Below are 22494 nucleotides of genomic sequence, written 5' to 3' on the forward strand. Positions count from 1 at the left end.
TGATAAACCTTGTTACCCGCCCGCTTGCCACTGGCACAAGGGCGGGCAAGCCTTTAGTCTCTCGCAAAGAATTGGCAAAGGCGCAGCAACGGGTGTTTTCACAGGTTTCCCAAGCGGTGACGGGCAATCGCCTGATGGCACGGGCGCTGCGCTCAACCTCATGGATCGTCTTGGGCTATGGCGGGTCGCAGGCGATCCGGCTGGCCTCGAACCTGATCCTGACGCGGCTGCTTTTCCCCGAAGCCTTTGGCCTGATGGCGCTGATACAGGTGGTGATCGTCGGGCTGACGCTGTTTTCGGACGTAGGCATCGCGCCCTCCATCGCACAGAGCAAACGCGGAGACGATCGCGACTTTCTGGACACCGCGTGGACGATTCAAGCGATCCGGGGGCTGTGCCTCTGGCTGGCGGCCTGTGCGCTGACGTGGCCAGTGGCGGCGTTTTACGATGAGCCTTCGCTGCTGACCTATCTGCCCATCGCAGCGCTGAGCCTTGTGGTCGCCGGGTTCAATCCCACGCGGATCGAGACGGCGCACCGGCATCTGCAAATGGGGCGGCTGACACTGCTGGATCTGGCGTCACAGGTGATTGGCATCGTGGTGATGATCGTGGGCGCGGTGCTTTATCAATCCGTGGCGGCGCTGGTGGTCGGTGGCGTGGTGGGGGCGCTGGCAAAACTGGCGCTGACCCATGCGTTCCTGCCGGGGCCGGGCAACCGCTTTCGCTGGGAACGGCCTGCGGTGCAGGAGTTGGTGCATTTCGGGAAATGGATTTTCCTGTCGACCATGTTTTGGTTCTTTGCCAGCCAAGGGGACAAGGCGATCTTGGGCAAGTTCCTCTCACTCGAAGGCTTGGGGATCTACAATATCGGTTATTTCCTCGCCAGTTTTCCGCTGCTTTTGGGGCAGAACGTCACCGGGCGGGTGATGATCCCGATCTACCGCGAGGCCGGGGGCGGCGATCATCCCAAGCTGCGGCGGATGCGCTATGGGCTGAGCGGGGGGCTGCTGATGCTTTTGGCCGCAATGGCGCTGGCAGGGCCGTGGCTGGTCTCAGTACTCTATGACCCGCGCTATCTGCAAAGCGGCGCGATTCTGGTGATGCTGGCGCTGGCGCTGATGCCGCAGGTGATCGGGATGACCTATGACCAAGCGGCGCTTGCGGCGGGGGATTCGCGGCGGTTTTTTATCTCCTCGGCCTCGCGGGCCAGCTTGCAGATTGGGTTGCTGTTGGCGGGGGTGATCGCCGCCGGGCTGCCCGGTGCGTTGATTGGCCTAGGCGCGGCGATGGCCCTGTCGCATCTGGTGCTGATCTGGCTCGGCCGGGCGCATGGCGTCTGGGACGCGCGCCACGATTTGATCTTTGCCCTGCTGGGGATCGTGCTTGGCGCACTGGCGCTTTGGCTGCATTGGGGCCGGGTACAGGGGCTCAGCGCTACGGTCTGAGCGGATCAGCTCTTTTGCTTGCGTGCCATACGCGCGGCGGGGGATTCGCGGCGTTTTTTCATCTCCTCGGCCTCGCGGGCCAGCTTGCAGATTGGGTTTCTGTTGGCGGGGGTGATCGCCGCCGGGCTGCCCGGTGCGTTGATTGGCCTGGGCGCGGCGATGGCCCTGTCGCATCTGGTGCTGATCTGGCTTGCGCGGGCGCATGGCGTCTGGGACGCGCGCCACGATCTGATCTTCGCCCTGCTGGGGATCGTGCTTGGCGCACTGGCGCTTTGGTTGCATTGGGACCGGGTACTGGGGCTCAGCGCTACGGTCTGAGCGGATCAGCTCTTTTGCCTGCGTGCCATACGTGCGGCGCGGCCCTCTTTACCTGCCTTTAAGCGTTCTTGCCATACTTTGCCCAAGGTGCGGCGCTTTTCGCGGGGGCTGAGGTCGGGGATCGACACGACGGGGATGAGCCCCGTCTCGCGCGTCATCTGCCGGGAAGAGCGGATCACCGGGCGGCGCAGTTCCAGCAAAAAGGCCACGATCAGGGCAAGCGCGAAGCTGCCCATGCCACCTATCGCCGCCCGCTTTTTGCGGCTGAGAGAGACGGGGTAATCCGGCAGTTCGGCCTGCTCCAGCGTGATCAGTTTCTCACCCCGTTGATCGGATTCGAGTGAGAACCCCACCTCCGCCTCGTTGCGGCGGGCTGTGATCACCTCCAACTGGTCCTGCAGCTGGGTTAGGCGACGATCAAACCGGGCCAGTTCACGCTCAACCTCAGGTGAGGTTTGCAGGCTGGCGGTCAGCGTTTCGCGCTGCTCTTGCAGCAAATCGCGCTGCGTGGTGAGGCTTTCCAACGTGGCGTCCAGTTCGGCCTGTTCGCGGGCGATGGTGGCGGCGCGGGCGTCGGGGTTGACCCGGTCGCGGGCCAGCCGGGAGGCGATGATCTCGCGGTCAAGCTCAAGGAGGGCGTCGTTCAGGCTGCTGATTTCGCCGCGGCGAAACTCAAGACTGCCTTCGAGAGACAGATCATTCTCGGCCCGGTAATCGGCCAGTTCCGCCTCAAGCTCAGAGATGTCGCGGATCAGGTTCTGCTCTTGGCGCTGAAAGAACTCCAAGGTCTCTTGGGTCTGGCTTTGGCGTTGGGCCGCCGACATCTGGCGGGTGCGGTCGGCAAATTCGCGCGCCACGGCCTGCGCATCGGCGGGGTTGTCCATCTCGGCGGTGAAGGTCATGACAGAGATGGTGCCGTCATCGGCAAAGCCCTCGCGCGCGGCGGCCACACCGGTGATGGTAACCGAACGGCGCAGCAGATCAACCTTTTCCGACATCCGCAGCGCGGTAAGATCATCATAAAGATCAAAGTGTTGGATGATGTCCACGAGGGTGCCGCGGGCCATCAACTGCTGCTCGATCAACTGCAGACGACGCGCCGATGACCCCTCTACGGTGGAGGGGGCCAGATCATTGGCGATCTTGGGCTGCTCGATCTGAATGACTTCGGAAGATTGGTAAACATGCGGCGTCGAAAGCGCTCAGTAGACCGAGGCGATGCAGCCCAGTAGCGTGATCAAAATGATCACGCCCGCCCGACGGCGGAGCATGTCGATGATGTCATCGAATGTATAGATCGGTCCCATGTGCCTCTTTCCAACCTGCCTAAAGCCCCCGACCGTTGCCCGGCGGAGTTTCCCTGCCTAGACCAGAAGACTTGGGCGATAATAGGGCGCTAGAGGGGGCAGCGACAGGGGGTGTCAGGCATATTTCGGCAGGCTGGACGCGCGCGTCCGGTTCAGTACGATGCCCAAGAGCGGCACCTGACCTTCGAGCATGCGTTCGCATTCGCGCAGATGGCGCGCCATTGTTTGCGTCCCGTCCGAGATCAGCAACACACCATCAAGTTGCGGCAGGAATGCCGACAGATCGTCATGCTCCAACATGGGTGGCATATCGTAGAGAACGATTTCTGGCTGCAGTGAGGCGCGCAGGCGCAGCAGTGTTTCGGCGGTGGCGCTGTCTTGGAGGATTTCGGCGGCGTTCACCTCGGGCTGGTCATTCAGGCCGAGGGCCAGCGTGTCACTGACCCGCAGCATCCCTTTGCCAAGATCGACCCGTCCGCTGAGCAGGTCGCTCATTGCGCCGGGGGCTTGCAGGTCAAAAGCGCGGGCCAGACCGGGGTTGCGCATGTTCATGTCCATCAACACGGTGCGCGATCCCGGCACACGCGACAGGCTCAGCGCCAGATTGGTCGCTGAAAAGCTGTTGCCGCAGCCCGAGGTGGGGGCGGTGACAGCGATATTGACCCAGCGGTGCTCTAGAGTGGTTTGACGCAGGCGCGTGCGCAGCAGGTCAAAAGCCCGCGCGGCGGCGCTGTTGCGGTGATCGTCGACCAACGGCATGTCCCCCCCGGGGCCGGGGGTGGCGATGGGCAGGTCTTGCCAACGCGGCGCGCGGTCGTCGCCGATATAGCGCGACACGGCCGGAGCGGCGGTGGGCAGCGCCTCTTCAGACGCAAGATCGCCGTCGAACTCATCCTCATGGTCGATCACGGTGCGGCGCGGGCGGATGCTGTGCCGCATCCCCGGGCCGCCAAACTGCGCCGACACATCGCTGTTGTCCGCGCCAAGGGCGTCGGATGCATAGAGATCTTTCATCGTCTTCCCTTTCGATTTTCTGAACATGAGGCGCTAATTTTCTCGTTGTTGCCGGGCGCGGCAAGCATCGCTCAGCACCCGGTCCGGCGCAAGACGACGCCAACGGTTTTGAGCAGAATCGTCAGGTCCATCGGCAGCGACAGATTGCGGCGATAGGCGGCGTCGACCTCATTGCGGTATGTAAAGCGGCTGTTGTTGCGCGCCGAGACCTGCCACAACCCGGTGATGCCGGGGCGCAGGGCGAAATAAGCTTTCGCTTCGCCGTACATCTCAAGCTGGTCGGGCATCATCGGACGCGGGCCAATCAGGCTCATGTCGCCTTTAAGCACGTTCCAAAGCTGCGGCAGCTCATCCAACGAGGTTGCCCGCAGGAAGGCGCCAACCCGTGTGATGCGCGGATCGTCCTTCAGTTTTTGCATCTCGTCCCATTCGGCCCGCATCGCCGGGTTCGCGGCAAGGTAGCTTTCCAACACGGCATCGGCATCGCGGACCATGGTGCGCAGTTTCAGGATAGAGAAGCGTTTGCCCCCCCGCCCAAGACGCTGCTGGGTATAGAAGGGCTGCCCGCTTTCAATCCAAAGCGCCAGCGCGCAAAGGGCGATGATCGGCAGCGCGATGGGCAGGGAGGCAAGGATCAGCAGCCGGTCGATAATCGGTTTCGCATAGCGCCCATAAAGGCCGGTAGGACGCAGACGAAAGGCCGCCAAAGCGCGCGGCGCGGGCAGCGCGGCGGCACCCGCAGCAGCAGGCTGCGTGCGGCCCAACATCGGGCCGGCGAGGGCTTCCATTGAGCCATAGGTATGGCTGTGGGCGTCAAAGTACTTCATTCCAAACCCCCCAGGGTTCATTCGCATTCAATCGGACCTGTCCGGCCCACGGCGCCTTCGCCCCGCTTTGTCTCAACGGCCTAGGCGGCCTATACGTTCAGGTAGGATATGTATCATTTGTTACCACCTTTTCGCCTTATTCGATCCATTTTCTCAGAAACAGACTGTTTCGCAGGAGAGGGGGGTGGCAGAAATTAGCGAGGGAACTGTAGGGGTTAGGCAGGGGGTGCTCGGGCGTGGACCCTGCTGGCATGCCGCGAAAAGAGGGGTGCGGATGGGCGCGAAAGTGTGTATCAAGAGCTTGATATTGTTGAGGAATATCTTTTATTTCAGGGCTGTGCCGCGATGCGCTCCGTGTATCGGCTGCTTGCCTCTCCTACACTAAGGCACTTGTGGAGGGATGAGATATCGGCACGCCTGCGGTCACCTCTCGCGGAGCTCTCACAAAAATGTCAGGGCGATAAATGGGCGACAGTTGGGCGCAGGTAGTGGATGTGTGAAAGCAAATTCGTCCTGCATGGCAGCAAGATTTCAGAGGATTCTTCGGTTGGTTGTGAGGCTTGGCTTGGTGCGGACCAAGGCAAATACTGAAGACCCAAAAATTACTGTGTTCAAACGAGAGGAAAGGACACCCTGGGTCAAGATGAGCGTGCCCCGCCACCCACCAGTACAGCAGCCCCTCATTACCACCGACGATTTGTCGCTGGTTGCGTCACACAACCCAGCCGAGGTCTATTCTCCGTTTCAGCTATTGCCGTTCACGACATGTTTTTTGCCGGAACGCTGCGCGTCCTCGGCCAAGGGCGTCGGCAGGTCGAAGTCGTCGAAGGTGCCTGCATAGCCGTTCCCGCCCATCCGGCCGAGCGCGTCGAGTGTTTCTGCCGCGCCGGTATGTCGGGCTTCGCCATAGGCTGGCGGATCTGACGGATACTGTGCTGGTCGATGGCCTAGTAGCCTCCGCGATCTTTGCCGCTGCGTTGACCTGTTGCTGAATGCACGTGAACTGTAGACCTGCACTGTCGGCGTCAATTTTTGGCTTAGGGTTGCGCGTGGGCGTTAACGGCGTCGCCTATGGGCAAAGCAGTGTCACCGTTCTAGCTCGGCGCGGGTCAGAGAGGTTTTCGGCCCAAAACCTTAAGTGTTACCGCCCGACCAAAACGCATCACCGGGTAGACCGCCTTCGCAACGCGGTCGGAACTTAACGCCCCTCGCCGCCGCGACAGACGCGAGAGCAGGGCGACAGCTTTCGCGCCATGGAAAACCTCACCGTCAAGATCGACGATCATCCCATCGTTCAGATCCAGACCATAACTATTGGCCCTGGTTCGATCGGTGCGCGCATTGATCAGTTCAACGGCATGGCCTTCCCGAAGTCGAAAGAGCGCGACATAGTTTGCGCAAAAAGGACATTCACCATCGTAGACGATCCGCAGCGGCGTCATGGCTCTTGCATCCTCTTGATGAACTTTTGGACGGATTGCGGGTCCAGCAACGCAAGGTATAGGAGCATCATCGTCGCAGAATAGGTGCTGACGGGGAGCAACAGGTAGAACGTCGAATGCATGCTTAACCCGATGAATATGGCCGTTGCGCGATGGCGACGGGTAAGGATCGCATAGGCGAGAAAATATTCGACGACCAAGACGGCGCAGGACATCAACGCAAGGAGCATGGGAGAAGCGAGAAGTATCTCAAGCGTGCGACCCGAATAGCTCCAAACGAAAATCTGTTCGAGCCTTTGTCCTGAAATGAAGGCTTGGTCTGACTTGTCCACCGCAGTCCAGAAATAGAGTGCCGACATTTGCAGGGCGATCAGGCGCTGCCCCCACAAGATGCCGTGTTCAGGTAGAACCCGGTTTCCGCTCTGGATGGCCGTCCATCGGTCAAAGGAATAAGACCGGCCGCAATCCGTAAACATGAGGAAAATACAAGAGATGCCAAGAAGATAGACATGGTGATGATTCCAACCCGCGGTACCAAGGCCCGCTTGTCTCATCCCGTATAGAAGAAATATTGTCAGCCCAAGCAGACCGATTGACAGTCTGGCGCGGACGCCCAGCAGGGCTGCGATTGCAAAGATAAAGAAGACCAATCCCAGCAGCAGTTCGCTGAATGTCTCCGCCGCGAAGGGTGCGACTTCGGCACCGAAGCGGACAATTGCCATGGTTGCCAGCCCAATTCGCATAAGCGCAACTGCCCGCGTTGGACCAGTGGCGTCTGGGCCCCAAGCGACGAAGTCGCGCAACATCACCCCAGCGTTCATGGCTTCTTCCCTTCGCTGGAGGCGCAGATATTTTCGATCTTCAAGGCTTGCCAGCCCTGACGGGTTCCAACCGCCCCTTCGAAACGAACCGAACTTGTTTCAGGTACCGTTGCGCATAGGGGCGCGGCAAAATGGGCGAAATGCTCTGTCGCGAAAATGCGATTCTCGAAAAGGTAGTGCAAAATCAACGGATATTGCTCGATATCTGCCGCTTCCAATGGGGTGTGCATTGTCTCGGCACCATCCTCATGTCGCACGACAAAGCGGCCATTGGGAATGCCCACACCCACCCCAGAGAACATGACCCACTCGCGCAGCCATGGCAAATGGGAGCCGAAGATCTGTCCAGGAGCCGGGCCCAGATAGATCAATACCGCAAACAAGCCGAAAGCAATGTGGCGCGCTAACATCGAAAGATTTCCGCTCTGCGGGCGTGACACGGTTCCTGGTGTGGGTACATGGGTCATTGTTGCGGCCTCTTTCACTGCTTGCGCCAGTATCTAGGTTTCACACAACCATGTTAAGAAATCGGGACGAAAATTGGGCAAAATGTGAGCCATGGTTGGGAAACATAGAAATTGCACCGGGTTTGGGCAGTTAGATGCTTGATAGGTGACTGAAACCCCGCAGTTCACATTGCCCAACGGCAGGGGTGATTTTACGTCCCTCGCTCCTATCTGACCCGATCTTCGGCACTGCAGGGAACAACTGAAATCTGCCCATTTTGAATAAAACCACCCATTAGCGAACGCAGAAATTGACGAACCGAGGAGGGTGCAAGCATCTTTCTGATTGGGCCTGCATGTTCAATCCGTTAATTTCGGGGCGCACTCGATTTTCTCGGTGCTACTGTCGTGGCGGCCACTCCTCCTTTGCGTTCGTCCAAAGTGTACCGCTCTGCGCCCGCTCTACGCCGTGTTGATAAAGAGCGTTCATATAGGTTGATGAAAACCGATCCGACGGATCATAGACGATCCCAGATTTCGGATCGATTGAAGTTACCGAAAAGCGTAGCCCCCGTTCGCGTGCGTAAAGCTGGGTCGCGTTGACCTGCAGCAATGCGTTGGCTCGGCCTGTTGTCGTGAGTGCCTGTTGCGAAATGCTTAGCGCGGATCTTCCTACTGTTTCAGGGGCCGGATTAAGCGTGTTGTTGATCAGGACGTAAATATGCCCGCCTTGCAGCCTGTGATCAGGTGTCGTGAACGCGAAGTTGGGGACCGCCAGAAACTGCATGTGTACGCCCCCGTCGACATGCGTTTCCGCATAGGTTTTACCCCCCGCAGTGTATCGCAGATTTACCGGCGGAAAGAGCCCCGGCAGTGCGGCAGAGGCGCGCAAGATGCTGCGAAACAGCTCGTATTGCCCTGCGGCGGCGATGGCGCCCATGTCCCAGATCGAGGCCCGCGCACTATCAAGTTCCGAGGTGACAACGAGCAGGCTTTTTCCCGTTCTGTGCTTTTGCGCGATGGCACGAAGGAACGAGGGTGGGGTGTGCTGGGTGATCAACGCAGCCAGCGGCGCGGTGTCATATAGCGCGTCGCTGAAGACCGCTTGAAATGGCCGCATCTGCATGATGTCACCTGCGTCACTTTCGGTGAAAACGCGGGTTAGAACATTATCGTAATTCGGTCCCATAAACGCAAACGGAGCGATGAGGGCGCCGGTCGAAATGCCGGTCACCAAGTCGAAATTGGGCCTGTCGCCGCGCTTTGACCAGCCCACAAGCGCGCCCGCCCCAAAAGCACCGTCCTCACCGCCGCCGGATAGGGCCAGCACGTTCGGCCCGGCAGAGGGGTCCGGTAAAGACGACGGGGGATGCAGGTGTTTGCGCCATTCGTCCGGCCCATCATCCGCAAAGAGACGAAACCGCGACAGCGGGTCATTGTCCGTTTCGACGCGCGTCGCCAAAGGCGTCTGAACGGGGCTTGTGCAGGCTGAAAGAGCGGTGGCCCCAAGGCCCATGAGAAACGAACGGCGGCCCACAATGCCCTTGTTTGGTTTCGTGCAAATCATCTTAATTCCCTCAGGGGCACCGAGCGATGGGCCTTGCTCGGTAAGCTGTGATTCAGCCCGATGGTTTTCGTGGTCGGGCGCCGTGATCTGGTAGCGGGCGGATGCAGTGCCATCCTCAAGTGTAAAATCTACGGTCAAGGGACGCTCAGCGCTCGCCGTCGTGATCGGTTCGTCTATGTCGGAATGCACCAAAACCGCCCGAGCGAGACTAAGTGAGGCGCGCATAAGTAAGCCCGGGCAAAGGTGGGGGGGAGGTTCAATTCAGCCTATCCGTTTCTCGGCAAGACACGGAGAATACGGCAACCCCCTGAGGGTTGCCGCATCGCAATCTCGTGGCGAAGCGCGAACTAACCCTTCTTCGGCATATTGGCCGGGGCGCACGCCAGTGGCACATCTGCTTTGGGGGACATACAGGTGCCCCGAACGGTGCCGCCATCGCGGCCCGAGAACTCGCAGACAGACTGTGGCTCAACATTCTCGCAAGCTTCAATAGCCTCGCGCGGCGGGCGGCCTGCGCGTTCGCCCTGACCGGAAGGCGCAGATTGCGCATAAACGGTACCTTGATCCGTTGCCGAAGCACTTTCAGCGCGCACGGCGGAAATGTTAAGCGCGCCCAGAACCACAGCGGCGAAGGTGATCGCGAGGATGATGCTTTGGTTGCCTTTGATGCGGGGTACTGTTGGCCGGTAAAGTGGGATCTTACGTTGGGCCGCAGCCTGTTCGCGTTGTGCTCTAAGTTTATCCATGAACATCGTAGGTTCTCCTGTTGTGGCGTTAAGTCGCCATTCACAGGGCCTTTTTCCATGTTCTTTGAGCAGTGAGTTTGCAGCAATTATGCAGCGAGAATGCAGATCGTAAAAAAATGCACTCTGTAGCTTTTCTGGCTCAATTCTCGAAAGGTTGGGGTAGGGGCGGCCCCTTTAGCCATCGTAGGCGTATCCCACCCCATAGACAGAGCGGATCGGGTCCCAAGTGCTGACCGATGCGATCTTGCGCCGGATGTTTCGAATGTGGCTATCGACGGTTCGGTCAAAAACCTCTGTGTCGTCGGGAAAGGCCAGTGCAAGCAGTTGGTCGCGCGAAAAAACGCGGCCTGGCCGGGAAGCAAGCGCCTGCAGCACCGAGAATTCCCGGCGTGTGAGGTCAAGGAGGCTGCCATCCAGTGTTGCCTGCCACCGGTCGCCGTCGATGATGAGGCGGTCGTTCGTGGCAGGGATTTGTGCGGGCTGACCCATAGGGCGTCTGCGTAAAACCGCCCTGACCCGCGCGACAAGCTCACGCGGAGAGAAGGGTTTGCACAGGTAATCATCTGCCCCCAGTTCAAGACCCAGAAGACGGTCGATTTCTTCTACTTTCGCGGTGGTCATGATGATCGGTACATCGGATGTTTTGCGCAATTCTCGACAGATCGTCAGGCCATCCACCTCGGGCAGCATCAGATCCAGAATGACCAGATCATGCTGATTTGTCTGGGCAAGCGCGATGGCACCCGCGCCCGTACCCAACATTTCTACGCTCATACCGTCAGCAAGCAGGTAATCCCGCACGACTTCTGCAAGTGCTATTTCGTCTTCTACGATCAGGATGCGCGCCATGGTCACACTGCTTGTTTCGGCAATCGTATGAAAATTTGTACCCCGCCCAACTCGGATCGGCCAGCAGAGATGGTGCCGCCATGCGCCTCTACGATGGCCCTACAGACGGAGAGCCCCAGCCCGGACCCCCCATGCGCGCGAGACCGCGATGCCTCCACGCGGTAGAAACGGTCAAACAGCTTGTCCCCATCGTCTTCGGGCGCGGCTGGCGGCGTGTCCTCTACAGTCAGCTGCGCGAAACCCTCGCCGTCTTGCAGATTAACGCGTATCTGGCCGGGCCCATCGGTATATCGAAAAGCGTTCTCAAGCAGGTTATCCATGACTTGGCCAATCTGCCCTCGGTCACAGGGAACCCACATCTGCATCGGCAGATTAAGCTCCAACTCTATCCCTTTAGCGCTGAGCTTTGAACGCATCGTTTCAGCCGCCTGCTTCACAAGGGACGGGAGGTCTTCTTGTTCAATTGACGATGTCAGCTCGGCTTCGCGGCCATAGGACAGTGTTTTGAGGTCCTGTACGAGACGCGACAGTCGCATGAGCGCTGCATGCATTTCGGTCAGCGTTTTGTCGTCGGGCTGGCGGATCCCGTCCTGTAGCGCCTCAATCTGGGCGCGTAGCACTGCAAGCGGCGTTTGCAGTTCGTGACTGGTGTTGGAAATCCATTCACGCTCGGCCTTGGCGGTTTGTTCAAGTGTCGCCGCCAAAGTGTTGTAGTGGCCGATCAACTGCCCCAATTCGTCACTTCTGTCTTGTTTGATCCGGGCCGTGTAATTGCCCGCCGCCATCGTTTTCGCGCCGGCCTCCAACCGCCGAACGGGCTCAAGCAACTGGCGCGCGATGATAAACGCAGCCGCAGCCGAGAGGGCGATGGCGATCAGCGCTGCAAGAGCAAGAGAGGCATACTGCCCGCGCAAAAAGAATGTGTCGCTCGCATCTCGTTGCTCCATCGGCGCGTTCAATCCGATATAGCCAAGAAGGTTCGCGCCCGCGCAGGTGTTGTTCGCGCATACGGGGCGCCGCTCAAATAGCGCCGAGCGTTCAATATGGCCCGCGATCTGATTGCCATCGCGGTCAAGCAGCACGATACGTTTCTCCAGCCTCATATTGTCATCGCCTAATATAAACGGCGGTGGGTTGTCTGGCCTTGGTGGGGGTGGGGCTTCAGGTGGAAATCTCGGGGACCGGCTTGGGAGAGGGGCATGCGCATGTACAAATGCAGCCCACAGTTGCGGGTCTTCATCAAACTCGGCCCAACCGTTCTGTCCACGCTCAGCCAAGGATGTTGCGAGCTCGTCGAACCGTGCCAGTTCCCCCCTGAGCAGGTAGCGCGCAAAACCCTCGCGCATCCACAGGGCGACCATCAGCGCCATCACCAATACGATAAGAATGGAAATCGCTGCGACGGCTGTGAAAATCTTGGCGAACAATGACTTCCGGATTGGGTTCATATGTTAGGTCTACCACCAAAATGTGCAGTTAGTTTGCAGGGACACCAATGGTTCAACGCTCCAACAGTGGCCTGCCGATCACTACCAGACGGTATCAATCCTCAATACCCACAAGACAAAGAACGCTGCCGCAAGCCAAGGGCCAAAGGCCAGTTGGTCCGTTCGTCCACGCTGGGTGATAACCGCAAAGCCCAAGGCGCCGAGCGCCGCCCACAGCACGACCATCGGCAAGGCGCTAATACCCAGCCACGCGCCAGCGGCGGCCAGAAGCTTCGCATCGCCGAGCCCAAGCCCTTCTTGCCCTCGCAGTCTGAAAAACAAACTACCGAGCGCCCAGAAGGTCACATAGCCGACAATCGCCCCCCAGATCTCGCCCCCCGGTAATGTGCCCCTAGCATAGGCAATTAGCGAAAGCCCCAGAACGATGAGCGGCAAGGTATACCGATCCGGCAGGCGCTTCTCGCGCAGGTCGATCCGTACCAGCAGACCCAGAAACACGGCCAAAATGGCCGTGCTCGCAAGGAATAGGGCAGGCGACATATCCGCGTTCAAAGGCATTCCGTTGGCCTACAAATCATCCCGTCCTTCGGCAACAAAACTTTTTTCAGAAAGGTTGAAACCTTTTCTTAACGAACCACGTGACTGCGTTAATGCGGGTACTGAGTTGCATTTTTTTCAGCGTTCGCAGGGAGAGTAGAACCAACAATTACATCAGAAAAATGCCAACTTGGGAGAGACAAATGACTATTTCTGTTCGTACCCTGCTACGAGGGAGCTGCGCCAGCGCATTGTGCCTGACGACGACCCTTGCATCAGCGTCGTCACACCGCGAAGCGCCCGGTATCACCGAGCAGCCAAAGATCGACGCCACCGATTTCTACATGTTCAAAAGCTATGAGGCAGGGCGCGGCGACTATGTGACCCTGATTGCCAACTACCAGCCTTTGCAGGCCCCTTATGGCGGCCCGAATTATTTCACCATGGATCCCGATGCGATCTATGAGATCCACGTCAGCAACGATGCCGACGCCGAGGAAGAGATCACCTTCCAGTTCAAATTCGACAACAACCTGACGGGCGGCACCGGTATCCAGCTTGATATCGGCGGCGAGACCGTGGGCATCCCGCTGCGCGCGGCTGGCCAGATCACCGCCAGCAACCCCACAGCCGCCTTGGGCGAGACCGAAAGCTACGGTGTCACCATGATCACCGGCGACCGCCGTAGCGGCGATCGCGCCGAACTGACCCACTCGGGCGGTGCAACCTTCACCAAGCCCCTCGACAACGTCGGCAACAAGACACTGCCCGACTACGAGGCCTATGCCGACGCCTATATCTACGACAATGTCGAGATTCCGGGCTGTGGCACCGGCCGTGTCTTTGCCGGTCAGCGCGAAGAAGCCTTTGCCGTGAACCTCGGCGAGATCTTCGACTTGGTGAACCTTGTGCCCGTGCAAGGCCCTGATAACCCGATGTGGCCGCAGTACAATGACCCGGATTTCATTGCGAACGGCATCGTGCAGGACCGCGCCAATGACGATCTGATCGGCAAGGCCAATGTCACCACGCTGGCACTTGAAGTCCCGATTGACTGCCTGACCCAAGGCGATGAAGCTGTGATCGGCGCTTGGACCACCGCAAGCCTGCCGCAGGGTGAGCTTGAAGATCCGTCGCCGACCTATGAGCAGACTTCGCTCTTTGGCGGTGCTTGGGTGCAGCAGTCGCGTCTGTCGAACCCGCTGGTGAACGAAGTCGTCATCGGTCTGGCCGACAAGGACCTCTTCAACGCAGCCGAGCCGACCATCGACGAAGCCCTCGCGGTCTATGTTACCAACCCGACCCTGCCGGCCTTGCTGGACATCCTGTTCCGCGATGCGCTTGGTGCCTCGGGCGACATCGCACCGTCGAACTTCCCGCGCAATGACCTTGTGACGGCGTTCTTGTCGGGCTTTCCGGGTGTGAACCAGCCAGCTAACTTCGATGCGTCCACCGACCTGTCGGAAATGCTGCGTCTGAACACCACTTTCCCGGCGACACCACGTGATGATCAGCACACCTTTGGCCTGCTGGCCGAAGATCTGGGTGGTTTCCCGAACGGCCGTCGCCCCGGCGATGACACGGTCGACCTTGCCCTGCGTGTGATGATGGGCCGTCTGTGCCACAACGTGCCGCTTGGTCAGGAAGTCAGCGGTGATCCAAGCGCCGAAGACAGCATCAACCTTGGCCTTTGTGGCGATGGTGACCCTGATGACACAGCACCAGCGGGCGAAGTTCCCTTCACCGATGGTGCGCCGTTGCGGGCCACCGAACTGCGGGCGTCCTTCCCCTATCTGAATACGCCGATCGCCGGTTCGCCGAACAACTAAACCCAAAGGAATAGGAGAATTCCAATGTTAAAGAATATCTCGATTCTTGTGCTTCTGGGCGGTGTTCTGGTCGCCTGCGGCGGCGGGAGCGGGCTGAATGGGATCGCCTCGCTGGGGTCGGACTTTGCCCGTGCCTTCGCGCAGGATCGCAACGATGAGCCGATTTCCCTCGCCGGGGTGTCGTTGCCCCAGTTCCCCACACGGGAGCCGTTTAACCCGTAAGGGGACGGCAAGCGCCTGATTGGCGTGAATGACCTGAAACGCGGCCTTCCCCCCCGGGAGGCCGCGTTTTTCTTGGCGTCTGTGGTTTTTAGGGGCGAAAGGGCGGCGGGTCGGGCAGGGGGGCTGTATCTGCCCCTTGGGGCGAGAAACTGCGCGCAATGACGCGCACTTCCTTTTGACCTAGCACCGTGCGGCGCAGCAGCCGCGAACTCAGCGTGACCGTGAGACCGTCAACCTCGGCCCGGCTTTCGACGTCAAAGACCGCCGAGGTGAAGCCAATCCCGTCCAGCGTCACAATCCCCGCGTCGGTGAGGTCGCCCTTGGTAAGAAAGCCCGCCGCCGCGCGCCGTTTGACAAGCTGTCGCGCCGCACTGGGCGAGCCCAGCATCACGGCCATCACCGTCTCATTGGCCGTGTTCAAATTCACATTCCCGGACTGCGGCAGCAGGCTGACATGGGGTGCCAGCGCGGCGCGGGTCTGGGCGTCCAACGCTTGGATTTCCGCCAAGTCCCGCACCGGGCCGCGCCGGATCAGGTGGTCATTTATATCGAGCGCCACACGGTCCGGCAGTTCCAGCGCAGTGATCAGTTGCGCCAATGTCTGCTGCTGCGCAAGCCGGCCCGCCGCCAAGGCATTGAGGTCAAACCGCGCCTGCGCGTCATTCACGGTGATCGAGAAGCTGCCGGTTTCCAGTTCAACTTCCTCCTGCGCGGCCAGCGCCCAAGGCTCGGCCATATGGTCGGTCTCGGGGGCTTCTTTCATGTCTCGGCGCAGGGCTGCGACCAGCGATGCCTCCGCGCCAAGCGCCAGCGCTTCGGCCTGCGTGGCCGCCGCAGCCCGGCGGGTGCGGTCCATCAGGTTTTCCTGCGAGGTGAACATCAACACGACAATGGCCGCGCCAAGCGCCAGTGCCACCAGCACGTTGATCAGGATCACCCCAGCCTCACGCGCCCTCATTTCGGCACCACTTGGCTTAATGGCACCAGCCGCCGCAGCGTGCCTGCTCCGGTGATCTCAAGGCGCAGGTCCACGGCAGACGCCGGAGTGTCGCTGGCGGGGTCAGGCCAGGTGTCATGCCAAATGCCCCCGTCGTCGAGCACCCGAAAGGTCAGGCTCTCGACCTCTGGCACAAGGGTCTGCGTCAGATCGGGGTCAGCGTTTTGCGTGCCCGACTGGCGGTGCAATTCCCCCTCGGCACGCAGGTAGCGGCGCAGGGTGCGCCCGTCTTGCAGCGGAGCCGAGAGTACGCCCGCCTCCAACGTGACCGCCTGCGGATCGGCTTCGATCAGATCGCGGCCAAAGATCATGAGCGCGCGGTCAAGCCGGGCCAGATGCTCCAGCCGCCCATCGGTCTGCGCGCGCACCCGCAGGATCGTGTCCAAGGTGGTAAAGGCGGCAAGACCGACCATGGCAAAAAGGCTCAGCGCCACCAGCATTTCGACCAATGTCACCCCGGCCATGCCGTCGCGCCGAGGGGTCATGCGCCGGTCGAGCCGATCAGGTTGTTGGCGCCATTGGTCACACTAAGGATCGCCAGGCCGCGGCTGCATTGCCCGTCTTTCTGAAACCGGTAGGGGCCGACAACACCGTCAAAGCCCGCCTCACGCAGCAGTCCCTTGCGGTCTTGCTGGGCAATCCGGCCAAGGATGCGGGCCATCTCCACGGCGTCGAATGCCAGCCCTGCCAGCACGCCGGGGTCGGCCTCGCTGACCTCGGCAAAGGCGGTGGCGAAGGCTTCGAAACCCACCGGGTCGGGGGCGGCGAACCACCCGTCTTGCAGCGCCGCGATCCGGTAGGGGGTGATCGAGGCCCATTGCTCGGAGCCCAGCAGTTGCACCCCGCTGGATTTGAGGGCGGCGGCCTGTTCCTCGAAGGGTCCGCCGACCACGGGCAGATAGACCGCGTCGGGCAGCGCGCCGCCGTTGGCCGCGCGGATTTTGTCCACCAGCCCTGCGGCCGAGGCCGCGACCACTGGGGCGGGCATCTTGATCCCAACGCTGGCCGCCACCGCCTGCGCGGCTGTCGCCGACAGGGCCCCGAAGGCACCGGGCGGGACGACGGTGGCCACGCTGCGCTTACCACGTGAGGCCGCAAACCCAAGGATCGATTTGGCCGATTGCTGCGGGGTGATGCCAAAGACAAACAGGTTCCCCCCAGCGATCGAGCTGTCGTTGGACAGCGACACCACCGGCACATCCACCGCCGCTGCCACGGCGCGGCTTTGCCCCGAGAACATTGGCCCCAAGATCATCCGCGCGCCGCCCGCCTGCGCGGCTTTGGCCGCCGCAACCGCCGAGGCGTCGCTATCGCCCGCGTCGACCACCGCCACCTCTGCGCCCGGTGCTGTGGAATTGCCGCCAAGGCTTGCAGCGGCCAGCATGATCTGACCTAATGACGCTCGCGGCCCGCTGAGAGGGGCCAGCAGAACCGCCTGACCCACCGCATTCGCTGGCGGCAGCTTGTCGCCCCCCGTCAGAGACAGCCCGCCACAGCCCGACAGACCAAAGAGCGCAGATGATCCACCAAGACCCAGCAACAGACGCCGCCGTGTCAGCGCCGCCCCAGCCCCGCAAATCGCGGCTTCGGGGGTTTGTTTCGCTCGTGCTTTTGGCATCTTTCGCGCTCCTTTTTTACCTGGCTGCATTGATCGTGACCCTCCCGGCCACCGCGCTGCACCGTGTGGCGGTTGTCCCTGCACAGATTACTGACCTGTATGGCAGCCTGTGGAAAGGCCGCGCGGTGCTTAGCGGTGGATATTCGCTGGACTGGGAGGTTCGGGGCCAGCCCTTGCTGCTGGCGCGCGGCGTGGTCGATTGGACGCTGCAGGGCCGCGACACCCAGCTGACCGGGGTCGCCCGTGCCACGCCTTGGGCGCTTGAGGCTGAAACGGTCGTGGGCCGCGCCGGGCCGGGGCTTATGGGGCTTATCCCGGGGCTGGCGTTGAAAAACTGCACCTCACGCGCGGTGGTCGATCTGCAGAGCCTGAGCTGGCGAGAGGGCCGTGCCGCGGCGGCGGGGGTTGTTTCGGTCGAGGCGGGCAACTGCGAAGATTTGCTGGGGCGCGCCGCGTCGGTGCCGCAGATGACGCTTGATCTGACCACGCAGGGCAATGATGCCCGCGGCCTGCTGCGCGACCGCGACAGCGTGCTCGCGGAACTCACCGTGACCGGCGACCGCCGGGTGATTGGGCGGGTCGAACCCGAAGGGGCGGTCTTGGTGCCCGGCATGCCGACCGGCGGCCCGATCATCATCGAATACCCTTTCTAAGTCACCAGATTGTTCAGGTTGACGATCGGCAGCAGGATCGACAGCACCAAAAGCATCACGATTCCGCCCATGATCAGCAGAACGGCCGGCTCGACCAGGGCTACCAGTGCTGCGACCAGCGCATTCAGGTCGCGTTCCTGATCATCGGCGGCGCGGGTCAGGGTCGCGCCCAGCACGCCGCCTGCTTCACCGCTGGCCACCATGGCGATCAGCATCGGCGGAAACACCTTGGCCTCCTCTAGCGCCTGCGACAGGGCCACCCCTTCGCGCACCCGCGCCGTGGCCTGAGTGACCTTCGCGCGGATATGCAGGTTCGGCACCGTCTGCGCCGCCGCAGCCAACGCATCGACCAAAGGCACGCGGCTGACCGTCAGGGTCGCGAGGGTGCCCGCGAACTGCACCGCATTGGTCTTGAGCGAGAACCCCCGCGTCAGCACCGAGCGCGACAGGAAACGGTGCCAGCGCAGCCGGACCGCGGGCTGCCGCAACAGGCTCACCGCCGCCAGTCCCGTCGCGGCCACCCCCCCAAGGGCCACGAGCCCCCAAGCGTTGATAAAGTCGCTCACCGAGATCAGCGCCCGGGTCAGAAACGGCAGTTCCGCCCCGCGTGAGGTAAAGACGCGCACGATGTCGGGCACAACGAATGTCAGCAGCGCCACGATCACCGCCAGCGACACCACGGCAAGGATCGCCGGATACAGCAGCGCCAGTTGCACCGTCTGGCGGTTCTTGGCGCGGGTTTCCACAAAGCCTGAGAGATGCTCCATCACCTGACCCAATTGGCCCGAGGTCTCTCCCGCCGCCACCGAGGCGCGGTAGAAATCGCCAAAGACATTCGGGTAATCGCCAAGCGCCTGAGCAAAGCTGCGACCCTCTAGGACCGAGGCGCGCAGGTTGAGCAGCAGCGAGGTCACCGCCGGTTTTCCGCTTTGATCCGCCACAGTTTTCAGCGCCTGTTCGACCCCAATGCCCGACCCGACAAGCGTGGCCAATTGCCGTGTCAGCAGCGTCAGCGCCCGGCGCGGGATGCGAGGCTTGCCAAAACCCGATTGCTTGGCGGTCTTGCTCTGTTTTGTCGGCTCGACAGAGAGCGGCGCGAGGTTGCGCTGGCGCAGATTGCTGCGGGCGGCGGCGGCGCTAGCGGCCTCAATGATGCCCTTGGTTGATTTGCCCGCGGGGGTCAGGGCTTCATAGGCAAAGGCGGGCATCAGTCAGCCTCCGGTGCGGGCGAGGCGTCTTGGGCAGGCGGGGGGAGAACCGCGCCCTCATGGATCGCGCGGGCGACCTCTTGCGCCGTGGTCATGCCTGCGCGCATCTTGGCGATGCCGTCTTCCAGAATGCCCGGACCCCGCGCCCGCGCCGCGGCGATCAGGCTGGCTTCAGATTGGCCTTCGTGCATCATCCGCTCAAGATCGCCATCGACCTCGATGATCTCGTACAGCGGCAGGCGCCCGCGATGCCCGCTGTTTTGGCAGTTGTCGCAGCCCATGCCTTTCTGAACGATCTCTCCGGGTTTGACCTTGCCCGCCAGAAGATCGCTTTCGGTCTGGGTGACGGTGTGATCGGCCAGACAGTCCGGGCAGTTGCGCCGCACCAGACGCTGGGCGATCAGCCCGCGCAGCATTGGTGCCAGCAGGAACCGCTCAACCCCCATTTCCACCAAGCGCGAGACCGCGCCGATGGCCGTATTGGTGTGCAGGGTCGAGATCACCAAATGCCCGGTCATCGCCGATTCCACCGCAATCTGCGCGGTTTCGCGGTCGCGGATTTCGCCCACCATGATGACATCGGGGTCTTGCCGCAGGATCGCGCGCAGCCCGCGGGCAAAGCTGAGGTCGGTCTTGGCATTGACCTGCATCTGGCCAACCCCGTCCATCGTGTATTCGATCGGGTCCTCGACCGTCATGATATTGCGCTGCCGGTCGTTGAGCATGTCGAGCCCGGCATAGAGCGTTGTGGTCTTGCCCGAGCCAGTGGGGCCGGTCACCAGCACCATGCCGTCGGGCAGGGCGAGGATGCGTTTCAGCACAGTGTTATCGCGAGGCGACAGACCTAGATGGTCGATGCCGCGCAGGGTCTGGCCACGGTCCAAGAGACGCAGCACTACCCGTTCGCCGAATTGCGACGGAATGGTCGAGATCCGCACGTCGAGGTCATAGCCCCCGACCCGTAGCGACACCCGACCGTCCTGCGGCAGGCGTTTTTCGGCGATGTCGAGCTTGCCCATGACCTTGATCCGGCTCACCAGCAAGGGCGCCAGCGCGCGTTTCGGGCTGATCACTTCGCGCAGGATACCGTCGACGCGGAAACGCACCAGCAGGCGGCGCTCTTCGGTCTCGATATGCACGTCCGAGGCGCCTTCCTTGACTGCTTCGAGCAGCAGCGCGTTGATCAGCCGCACCACCGGGGCATCGTCGTTCTGCGCCAGAAGATCGTCGATAGAGGCCGCCGTATCGGCAAGCGTGACCAGATCGTCATCGGCATCGGCGGCCACTTGCGCGGCCTCGGACGCGGAATCGCGATACAGCGTGCCAAGCGCGGCCTCGAATTCCGTGGTGCCGACTTCTTCGAAGGTCAATGTCGTGCCGCAGACCCGCTGCGCTTCGATCAGCGCCTCAAGCGGCGCATCGCTGCGATACTGGCATAGCGGACCCTCGGCGCCGGGCGTCACGATGACGCCATGGCTTTGGGCAAAGCCGTAGGCGAGGCGGGTCAGGAGGCTTGGTTCAGGCATCACAGGGCTCCCAGCAGCAGACGGGCCGAAATCACACCGGGCGCCGGGCGGCGGTCGACTTCGAGCGCCTCAAGGGTCACGTCATGCTGTTCTTCGAGATCGGCAAGCCAAAGCAGCAGGGTGGCAAAGGGCGTGTCGTCCAAGGTCACGCGAATGCCGTCGTTTTCGGGCTCGATCCGGCGCAGGGTCAGCTGCGCCGCGCTGGCGGAACTGGTGATCCGGGTGGCAAGCGGGGTGTCATTGATTGGCGCAGTCGGCGCGATCTCGGTCTGGGCGGCCAGTGCTGCGGTGTCCTGCACAAGGCGGTACGCCGCGATATCGGACCGCGCCTGCGCTTCACCCGCTTGCAGCGGCATCCATGCAAAACGGTAAAGCGCCACCAAAAGGGCCAGCGGGATCACAAGAGCGATGAGCAGTTTTTCGCGTCTGCTGAGCCGATCAAAACCTGTCATCCGCCCGCCCCTTTGGTGATGCGCATTTCAACTTCCGCGCCGCCATTTCCAGCGGTGGCCGCCCCGCTGCGCACGGCAAAGCCTGCGGTTTCAAGTTCCTGCTCAATGCGTTGCAGGTCTTCCAATCCGGGGCTTTGCATCAGCACCACCAGTGTATTATCGCGCCGCCCCCAAGACAGGCGGCGGAACCCCACGCTGGCAGGGTCTGAGGCCAATGTGCCCGCGACCTCGTTCAGCAGCGGCAAAAAGGGGCCGCGCCCCTCCTCGCTGGGGGCCGGGGTGAGCCGTGCGAGGATCGGCCCGACATCGCCGGTCAGCGGGACGCCGGGCAGTATGTTTGCAATGGCGGCTTCGGCTGCGAGGCGTTCCTGCTGCGCAATGCGTTTGAGGGCGGCAGTGTCAAAGGCCGTCAGGCCAAGATGGATCATCAGCGCCGCACCGGCGGCCACCGCGGCCCATCGCCATGCCGCAACCCCTTCGGCCCCTGTCGTGCGCTGGCGTGCAAAGCTGAAAGCAAGGTCGCGCGGGTCCGGTGGCGGCGGCGCGGCAGAGAGGTCTTGGGCTGGCAAAGCGTCACCCAGCGGTTCGGCGAGCGCGTAGAGCTTGGGGTTTCCCGAGCGGCTCCAGAACAGCGGCAGCATCTCGGTCCGCAGGGCAAATCCGGTGCCATCCGAGCAGCGTACCACCGCCCTGTCGCCATCGCGCCAGACCGACCATGCCGGGCCGCCCCCGGCATCGGGGCGCGGGATCATCAGAAACTCCGGCAGATAGGGGGCCTCGGCGGCGGCGATCTCTGCCATGATCTCTTGCGACAGGACAAAGGCCAGCAGTTGACCCGGATCGGCGTTCTCAAGTGGGCCTTGGATCACCTGCACCGACTGGATCGGAGCGGCGATACGGTCTTCGACGGCAAAGGTCAGCAAAGCGCGCCGTTGGCGGGCAGTGGCGCGGGGCACATCGACCAGAAAGCTGCCGACTTGCTCGGCGGCCACAAGCCTTGCGGACAGGCCATTTTCTTTCGGGCAATAGGCATCGGCGCGGGCCAGTAGACCGGCCGTGGCAGGAGACAGCAAAGGTTTCAAAGTATTTTCATCGCGCAGGTCTATGGGGCGCTCAGAGGCGTCCATTTCTGACGTAATACTTTGATTACTCACGTAAAATTGCCTTTTCAATCATCCTGTTTTTACCATAGTATAGCCAAAGCCACGCGACAGATAGGGGA

At 61.6% G+C, this 22494-nt stretch carries 23 protein-coding genes; 5 read left to right on the forward strand and 18 right to left on the reverse strand.

Annotated elements, in window-relative coordinates:
* Positions 1–134 precede the first annotated feature (134 nt).
* Together R1T45_RS10785 and R1T45_RS10790 are read left to right on the forward strand one after the other, a co-directional pair.
* Complete coding sequence (locus tag R1T45_RS10785) at positions 135–1445, forward strand: oligosaccharide flippase family protein (RefSeq protein WP_317391070.1); 1311 nt, start codon at positions 135–137, stop codon at positions 1443–1445.
* A gap of 18 nt (positions 1446–1463) precedes the next feature.
* Positions 1464–1763: a hypothetical protein gene (locus tag R1T45_RS10790; RefSeq protein ID WP_317390809.1), complete on the forward strand. Its 300-nt coding sequence runs from the start codon at positions 1464–1466 to the stop codon at positions 1761–1763.
* 5 nt (positions 1764–1768) lie between these two features.
* On the opposite strand, the gene R1T45_RS10795 is transcribed toward R1T45_RS10790, so the two are convergent.
* The 11 genes from R1T45_RS10795 to R1T45_RS10845 form a co-directional block, all read right to left on the reverse strand.
* Positions 1769–2830 (reverse strand): DUF874 domain-containing protein, encoded by a 1062-nt coding sequence (locus R1T45_RS10795; protein WP_317390810.1) that lies wholly within the window; start codon positions 2828–2830, stop codon positions 1769–1771.
* 354 nt (positions 2831–3184) lie between these two features.
* On the reverse strand, positions 3185–4084 hold the full coding sequence (locus R1T45_RS10800; protein WP_317390811.1) for a CpsD/CapB family tyrosine-protein kinase: 900 nt from the start codon (positions 4082–4084) through the stop codon (positions 3185–3187).
* A gap of 71 nt (positions 4085–4155) precedes the next feature.
* Positions 4156–4872: a sugar transferase gene (locus R1T45_RS10805; RefSeq protein WP_120352243.1), complete on the reverse strand. Its 717-nt coding sequence runs from the start codon at positions 4870–4872 to the stop codon at positions 4156–4158.
* A 1148-nt stretch (positions 4873–6020) separates the two neighbouring features.
* Positions 6021–6353: a DCC1-like thiol-disulfide oxidoreductase family protein gene (locus R1T45_RS10810; protein WP_317390812.1), complete on the reverse strand. Its 333-nt coding sequence runs from the start codon at positions 6351–6353 to the stop codon at positions 6021–6023.
* Positions 6350–7174 (reverse strand): HTTM domain-containing protein, encoded by an 825-nt coding sequence (locus tag R1T45_RS10815; protein WP_317390813.1) that lies wholly within the window; start codon positions 7172–7174, stop codon positions 6350–6352. The genes R1T45_RS10810 and R1T45_RS10815 overlap by 4 nt, the downstream gene beginning before the upstream one ends.
* The gene (locus R1T45_RS10820) at positions 7171–7641 is read right to left on the reverse strand and encodes a hypothetical protein (RefSeq protein ID WP_317390814.1); all 471 of its coding nucleotides are present in this window, start codon (positions 7639–7641) and stop codon (positions 7171–7173) included. Before R1T45_RS10820 ends, R1T45_RS10815 begins: the two co-directional genes overlap by 4 nt.
* 379 nt (positions 7642–8020) lie before the next feature.
* Positions 8021–8950: a patatin-like phospholipase family protein gene (locus R1T45_RS10825; RefSeq protein WP_317390815.1), complete on the reverse strand. Its 930-nt coding sequence runs from the start codon at positions 8948–8950 to the stop codon at positions 8021–8023.
* A gap of 584 nt (positions 8951–9534) precedes the next feature.
* Entirely contained in the window at positions 9535–9933 is a 399-nt protein-coding gene (locus R1T45_RS10830) for a hypothetical protein (protein ID WP_132445110.1), read from the reverse strand.
* Positions 9934–10107: 174 nt separating this feature from the next.
* Positions 10108–10782: a response regulator gene (locus R1T45_RS10835; RefSeq protein ID WP_132445109.1), complete on the reverse strand. Its 675-nt coding sequence runs from the start codon at positions 10780–10782 to the stop codon at positions 10108–10110.
* 2 nt (positions 10783–10784) lie between these two features.
* Positions 10785–11885, reverse strand: a complete 1101-nt coding sequence (locus tag R1T45_RS10840) for an ATP-binding protein (RefSeq protein ID WP_317390816.1) — start codon at positions 11883–11885, stop codon at positions 10785–10787.
* A gap of 426 nt (positions 11886–12311) precedes the next feature.
* A complete protein-coding gene (locus tag R1T45_RS10845; RefSeq protein WP_317391071.1) occupies positions 12312–12728 on the reverse strand; it encodes an A24 family peptidase in 417 nt (138 codons plus the stop codon).
* A 242-nt stretch (positions 12729–12970) separates the two neighbouring features.
* Between R1T45_RS10845 and R1T45_RS10850 the strand changes: the two genes are divergently transcribed.
* Both R1T45_RS10850 and R1T45_RS10855 read left to right on the forward strand, forming a co-directional pair.
* Entirely contained in the window at positions 12971–14596 is a 1626-nt protein-coding gene (locus tag R1T45_RS10850; protein WP_317390817.1) for a DUF4331 domain-containing protein, read from the forward strand.
* Between the two features lie 24 nt (positions 14597–14620).
* Positions 14621–14818 carry a hypothetical protein gene (locus R1T45_RS10855; protein ID WP_132445105.1) on the forward strand — a complete coding sequence of 66 codons (198 nt, stop codon included), beginning with the start codon at positions 14621–14623 and terminating at the stop codon, positions 14816–14818.
* Positions 14819–14906: 88 nt separating this feature from the next.
* On the opposite strand, the gene R1T45_RS10860 is transcribed toward R1T45_RS10855, so the two are convergent.
* The 3 genes from R1T45_RS10860 to R1T45_RS10870 are packed head-to-tail and all read right to left on the reverse strand — an operon-like array spanning position 14907 to position 17433.
* The gene (locus R1T45_RS10860) at positions 14907–15776 is read right to left on the reverse strand and encodes a general secretion pathway protein GspK (protein ID WP_317390818.1); all 870 of its coding nucleotides are present in this window, start codon (positions 15774–15776) and stop codon (positions 14907–14909) included.
* On the reverse strand, positions 15773–16300 hold the full coding sequence (locus R1T45_RS10865; RefSeq protein ID WP_120352242.1) for a type II secretion system protein GspJ: 528 nt from the start codon (positions 16298–16300) through the stop codon (positions 15773–15775). Before R1T45_RS10865 ends, R1T45_RS10860 begins: the two co-directional genes overlap by 4 nt.
* Positions 16297–17433: an ABC transporter substrate-binding protein gene (locus R1T45_RS10870; RefSeq protein ID WP_317390819.1), complete on the reverse strand. Its 1137-nt coding sequence runs from the start codon at positions 17431–17433 to the stop codon at positions 16297–16299. The genes R1T45_RS10865 and R1T45_RS10870 overlap by 4 nt, the downstream gene beginning before the upstream one ends.
* 35 nt (positions 17434–17468) lie before the next feature.
* Here R1T45_RS10870 and R1T45_RS10875 point away from each other — a divergent pair, with 35 nt between their 5' ends.
* On the forward strand, positions 17469–18086 hold the full coding sequence (locus tag R1T45_RS10875) for a type II secretion system protein N (protein WP_162931854.1): 618 nt from the start codon (positions 17469–17471) through the stop codon (positions 18084–18086).
* Here the strand turns inward: R1T45_RS10875 and gspF are convergent.
* Genes gspF through gspL form a run of 4 tightly spaced genes read right to left on the reverse strand, consistent with a single transcriptional unit; the run spans position 18083 to position 22426 of the window.
* Entirely contained in the window at positions 18083–19294 is a 1212-nt protein-coding gene (gene gspF, locus R1T45_RS10880) for a type II secretion system inner membrane protein GspF (protein ID WP_317390820.1), read from the reverse strand. The two genes, R1T45_RS10875 and gspF, sit on opposite strands and share 4 nt — an antisense overlap.
* Positions 19294–20820: a GspE/PulE family protein gene (locus tag R1T45_RS10885; RefSeq protein WP_132445095.1), complete on the reverse strand. Its 1527-nt coding sequence runs from the start codon at positions 20818–20820 to the stop codon at positions 19294–19296. The genes gspF and R1T45_RS10885 overlap by 1 nt, the downstream gene beginning before the upstream one ends.
* Positions 20820–21272, reverse strand: coding sequence for a type II secretion system protein M (locus R1T45_RS10890; protein ID WP_317390821.1), 453 nt, complete (start codon positions 21270–21272; stop codon positions 20820–20822). Before R1T45_RS10890 ends, R1T45_RS10885 begins: the two co-directional genes overlap by 1 nt.
* Positions 21269–22426, reverse strand: a complete 1158-nt coding sequence (gspL, locus tag R1T45_RS10895; protein ID WP_317390822.1) for a type II secretion system protein GspL — start codon at positions 22424–22426, stop codon at positions 21269–21271. Before gspL ends, R1T45_RS10890 begins: the two co-directional genes overlap by 4 nt.
* Between the last annotated feature and the right edge of the window lie 68 nt (positions 22427–22494).

It is taken from the genome of Sulfitobacter sp. LC.270.F.C4 (assembly GCF_032922545.1).
In the GTDB taxonomy this organism is placed as follows: Bacteria; Pseudomonadota; Alphaproteobacteria; order Rhodobacterales; family Rhodobacteraceae; genus Sulfitobacter; species Sulfitobacter profundi.

Bases quoted from the DNA above. Each gene is read 5' to 3' on its own strand.
- R1T45_RS10785 (WP_317391070.1), top strand. From the start codon at position 135: ATGGCACGGGCGCTGCGCTCAACCTCATGGATCGTCTTGGGCTATGGC.
- R1T45_RS10795 (WP_317390810.1), bottom strand. From the start codon at position 2,830: ATGGCCCGCGGCACCCTCGTGGACATCATCCAACACTTTGATCTTTAT.
- R1T45_RS10800 (WP_317390811.1), bottom strand. From the start codon at position 4,084: ATGAAAGATCTCTATGCATCCGACGCCCTTGGCGCGGACAACAGCGAT.
- R1T45_RS10805 (WP_120352243.1), bottom strand. From the start codon at position 4,872: ATGGAAGCCCTCGCCGGCCCGATGTTGGGCCGCACGCAGCCTGCTGCT.
- R1T45_RS10810 (WP_317390812.1), bottom strand. From the start codon at position 6,353: ATGACGCCGCTGCGGATCGTCTACGATGGTGAATGTCCTTTTTGCGCA.
- R1T45_RS10815 (WP_317390813.1), bottom strand. From the start codon at position 7,174: ATGAACGCTGGGGTGATGTTGCGCGACTTCGTCGCTTGGGGCCCAGAC.
- R1T45_RS10820 (WP_317390814.1), bottom strand. From the start codon at position 7,641: ATGACCCATGTACCCACACCAGGAACCGTGTCACGCCCGCAGAGCGGA.
- R1T45_RS10830 (WP_132445110.1), bottom strand. From the start codon at position 9,933: ATGGATAAACTTAGAGCACAACGCGAACAGGCTGCGGCCCAACGTAAG.
- R1T45_RS10835 (WP_132445109.1), bottom strand. From the start codon at position 10,782: ATGGCGCGCATCCTGATCGTAGAAGACGAAATAGCACTTGCAGAAGTC.
- R1T45_RS10840 (WP_317390816.1), bottom strand. From the start codon at position 11,885: ATGAGGCTGGAGAAACGTATCGTGCTGCTTGACCGCGATGGCAATCAG.
- R1T45_RS10850 (WP_317390817.1), top strand. From the start codon at position 12,971: ATGACTATTTCTGTTCGTACCCTGCTACGAGGGAGCTGCGCCAGCGCA.
- R1T45_RS10855 (WP_132445105.1), top strand. From the start codon at position 14,621: ATGTTAAAGAATATCTCGATTCTTGTGCTTCTGGGCGGTGTTCTGGTC.
- R1T45_RS10860 (WP_317390818.1), bottom strand. From the start codon at position 15,776: ATGAGGGCGCGTGAGGCTGGGGTGATCCTGATCAACGTGCTGGTGGCA.
- R1T45_RS10865 (WP_120352242.1), bottom strand. From the start codon at position 16,300: ATGACCCCTCGGCGCGACGGCATGGCCGGGGTGACATTGGTCGAAATG.
- R1T45_RS10870 (WP_317390819.1), bottom strand. From the start codon at position 17,433: ATGCCAAAAGCACGAGCGAAACAAACCCCCGAAGCCGCGATTTGCGGG.
- gspF (WP_317390820.1), bottom strand. From the start codon at position 19,294: ATGCCCGCCTTTGCCTATGAAGCCCTGACCCCCGCGGGCAAATCAACC.
- R1T45_RS10885 (WP_132445095.1), bottom strand. From the start codon at position 20,820: ATGCCTGAACCAAGCCTCCTGACCCGCCTCGCCTACGGCTTTGCCCAA.
- R1T45_RS10890 (WP_317390821.1), bottom strand. From the start codon at position 21,272: ATGACAGGTTTTGATCGGCTCAGCAGACGCGAAAAACTGCTCATCGCT.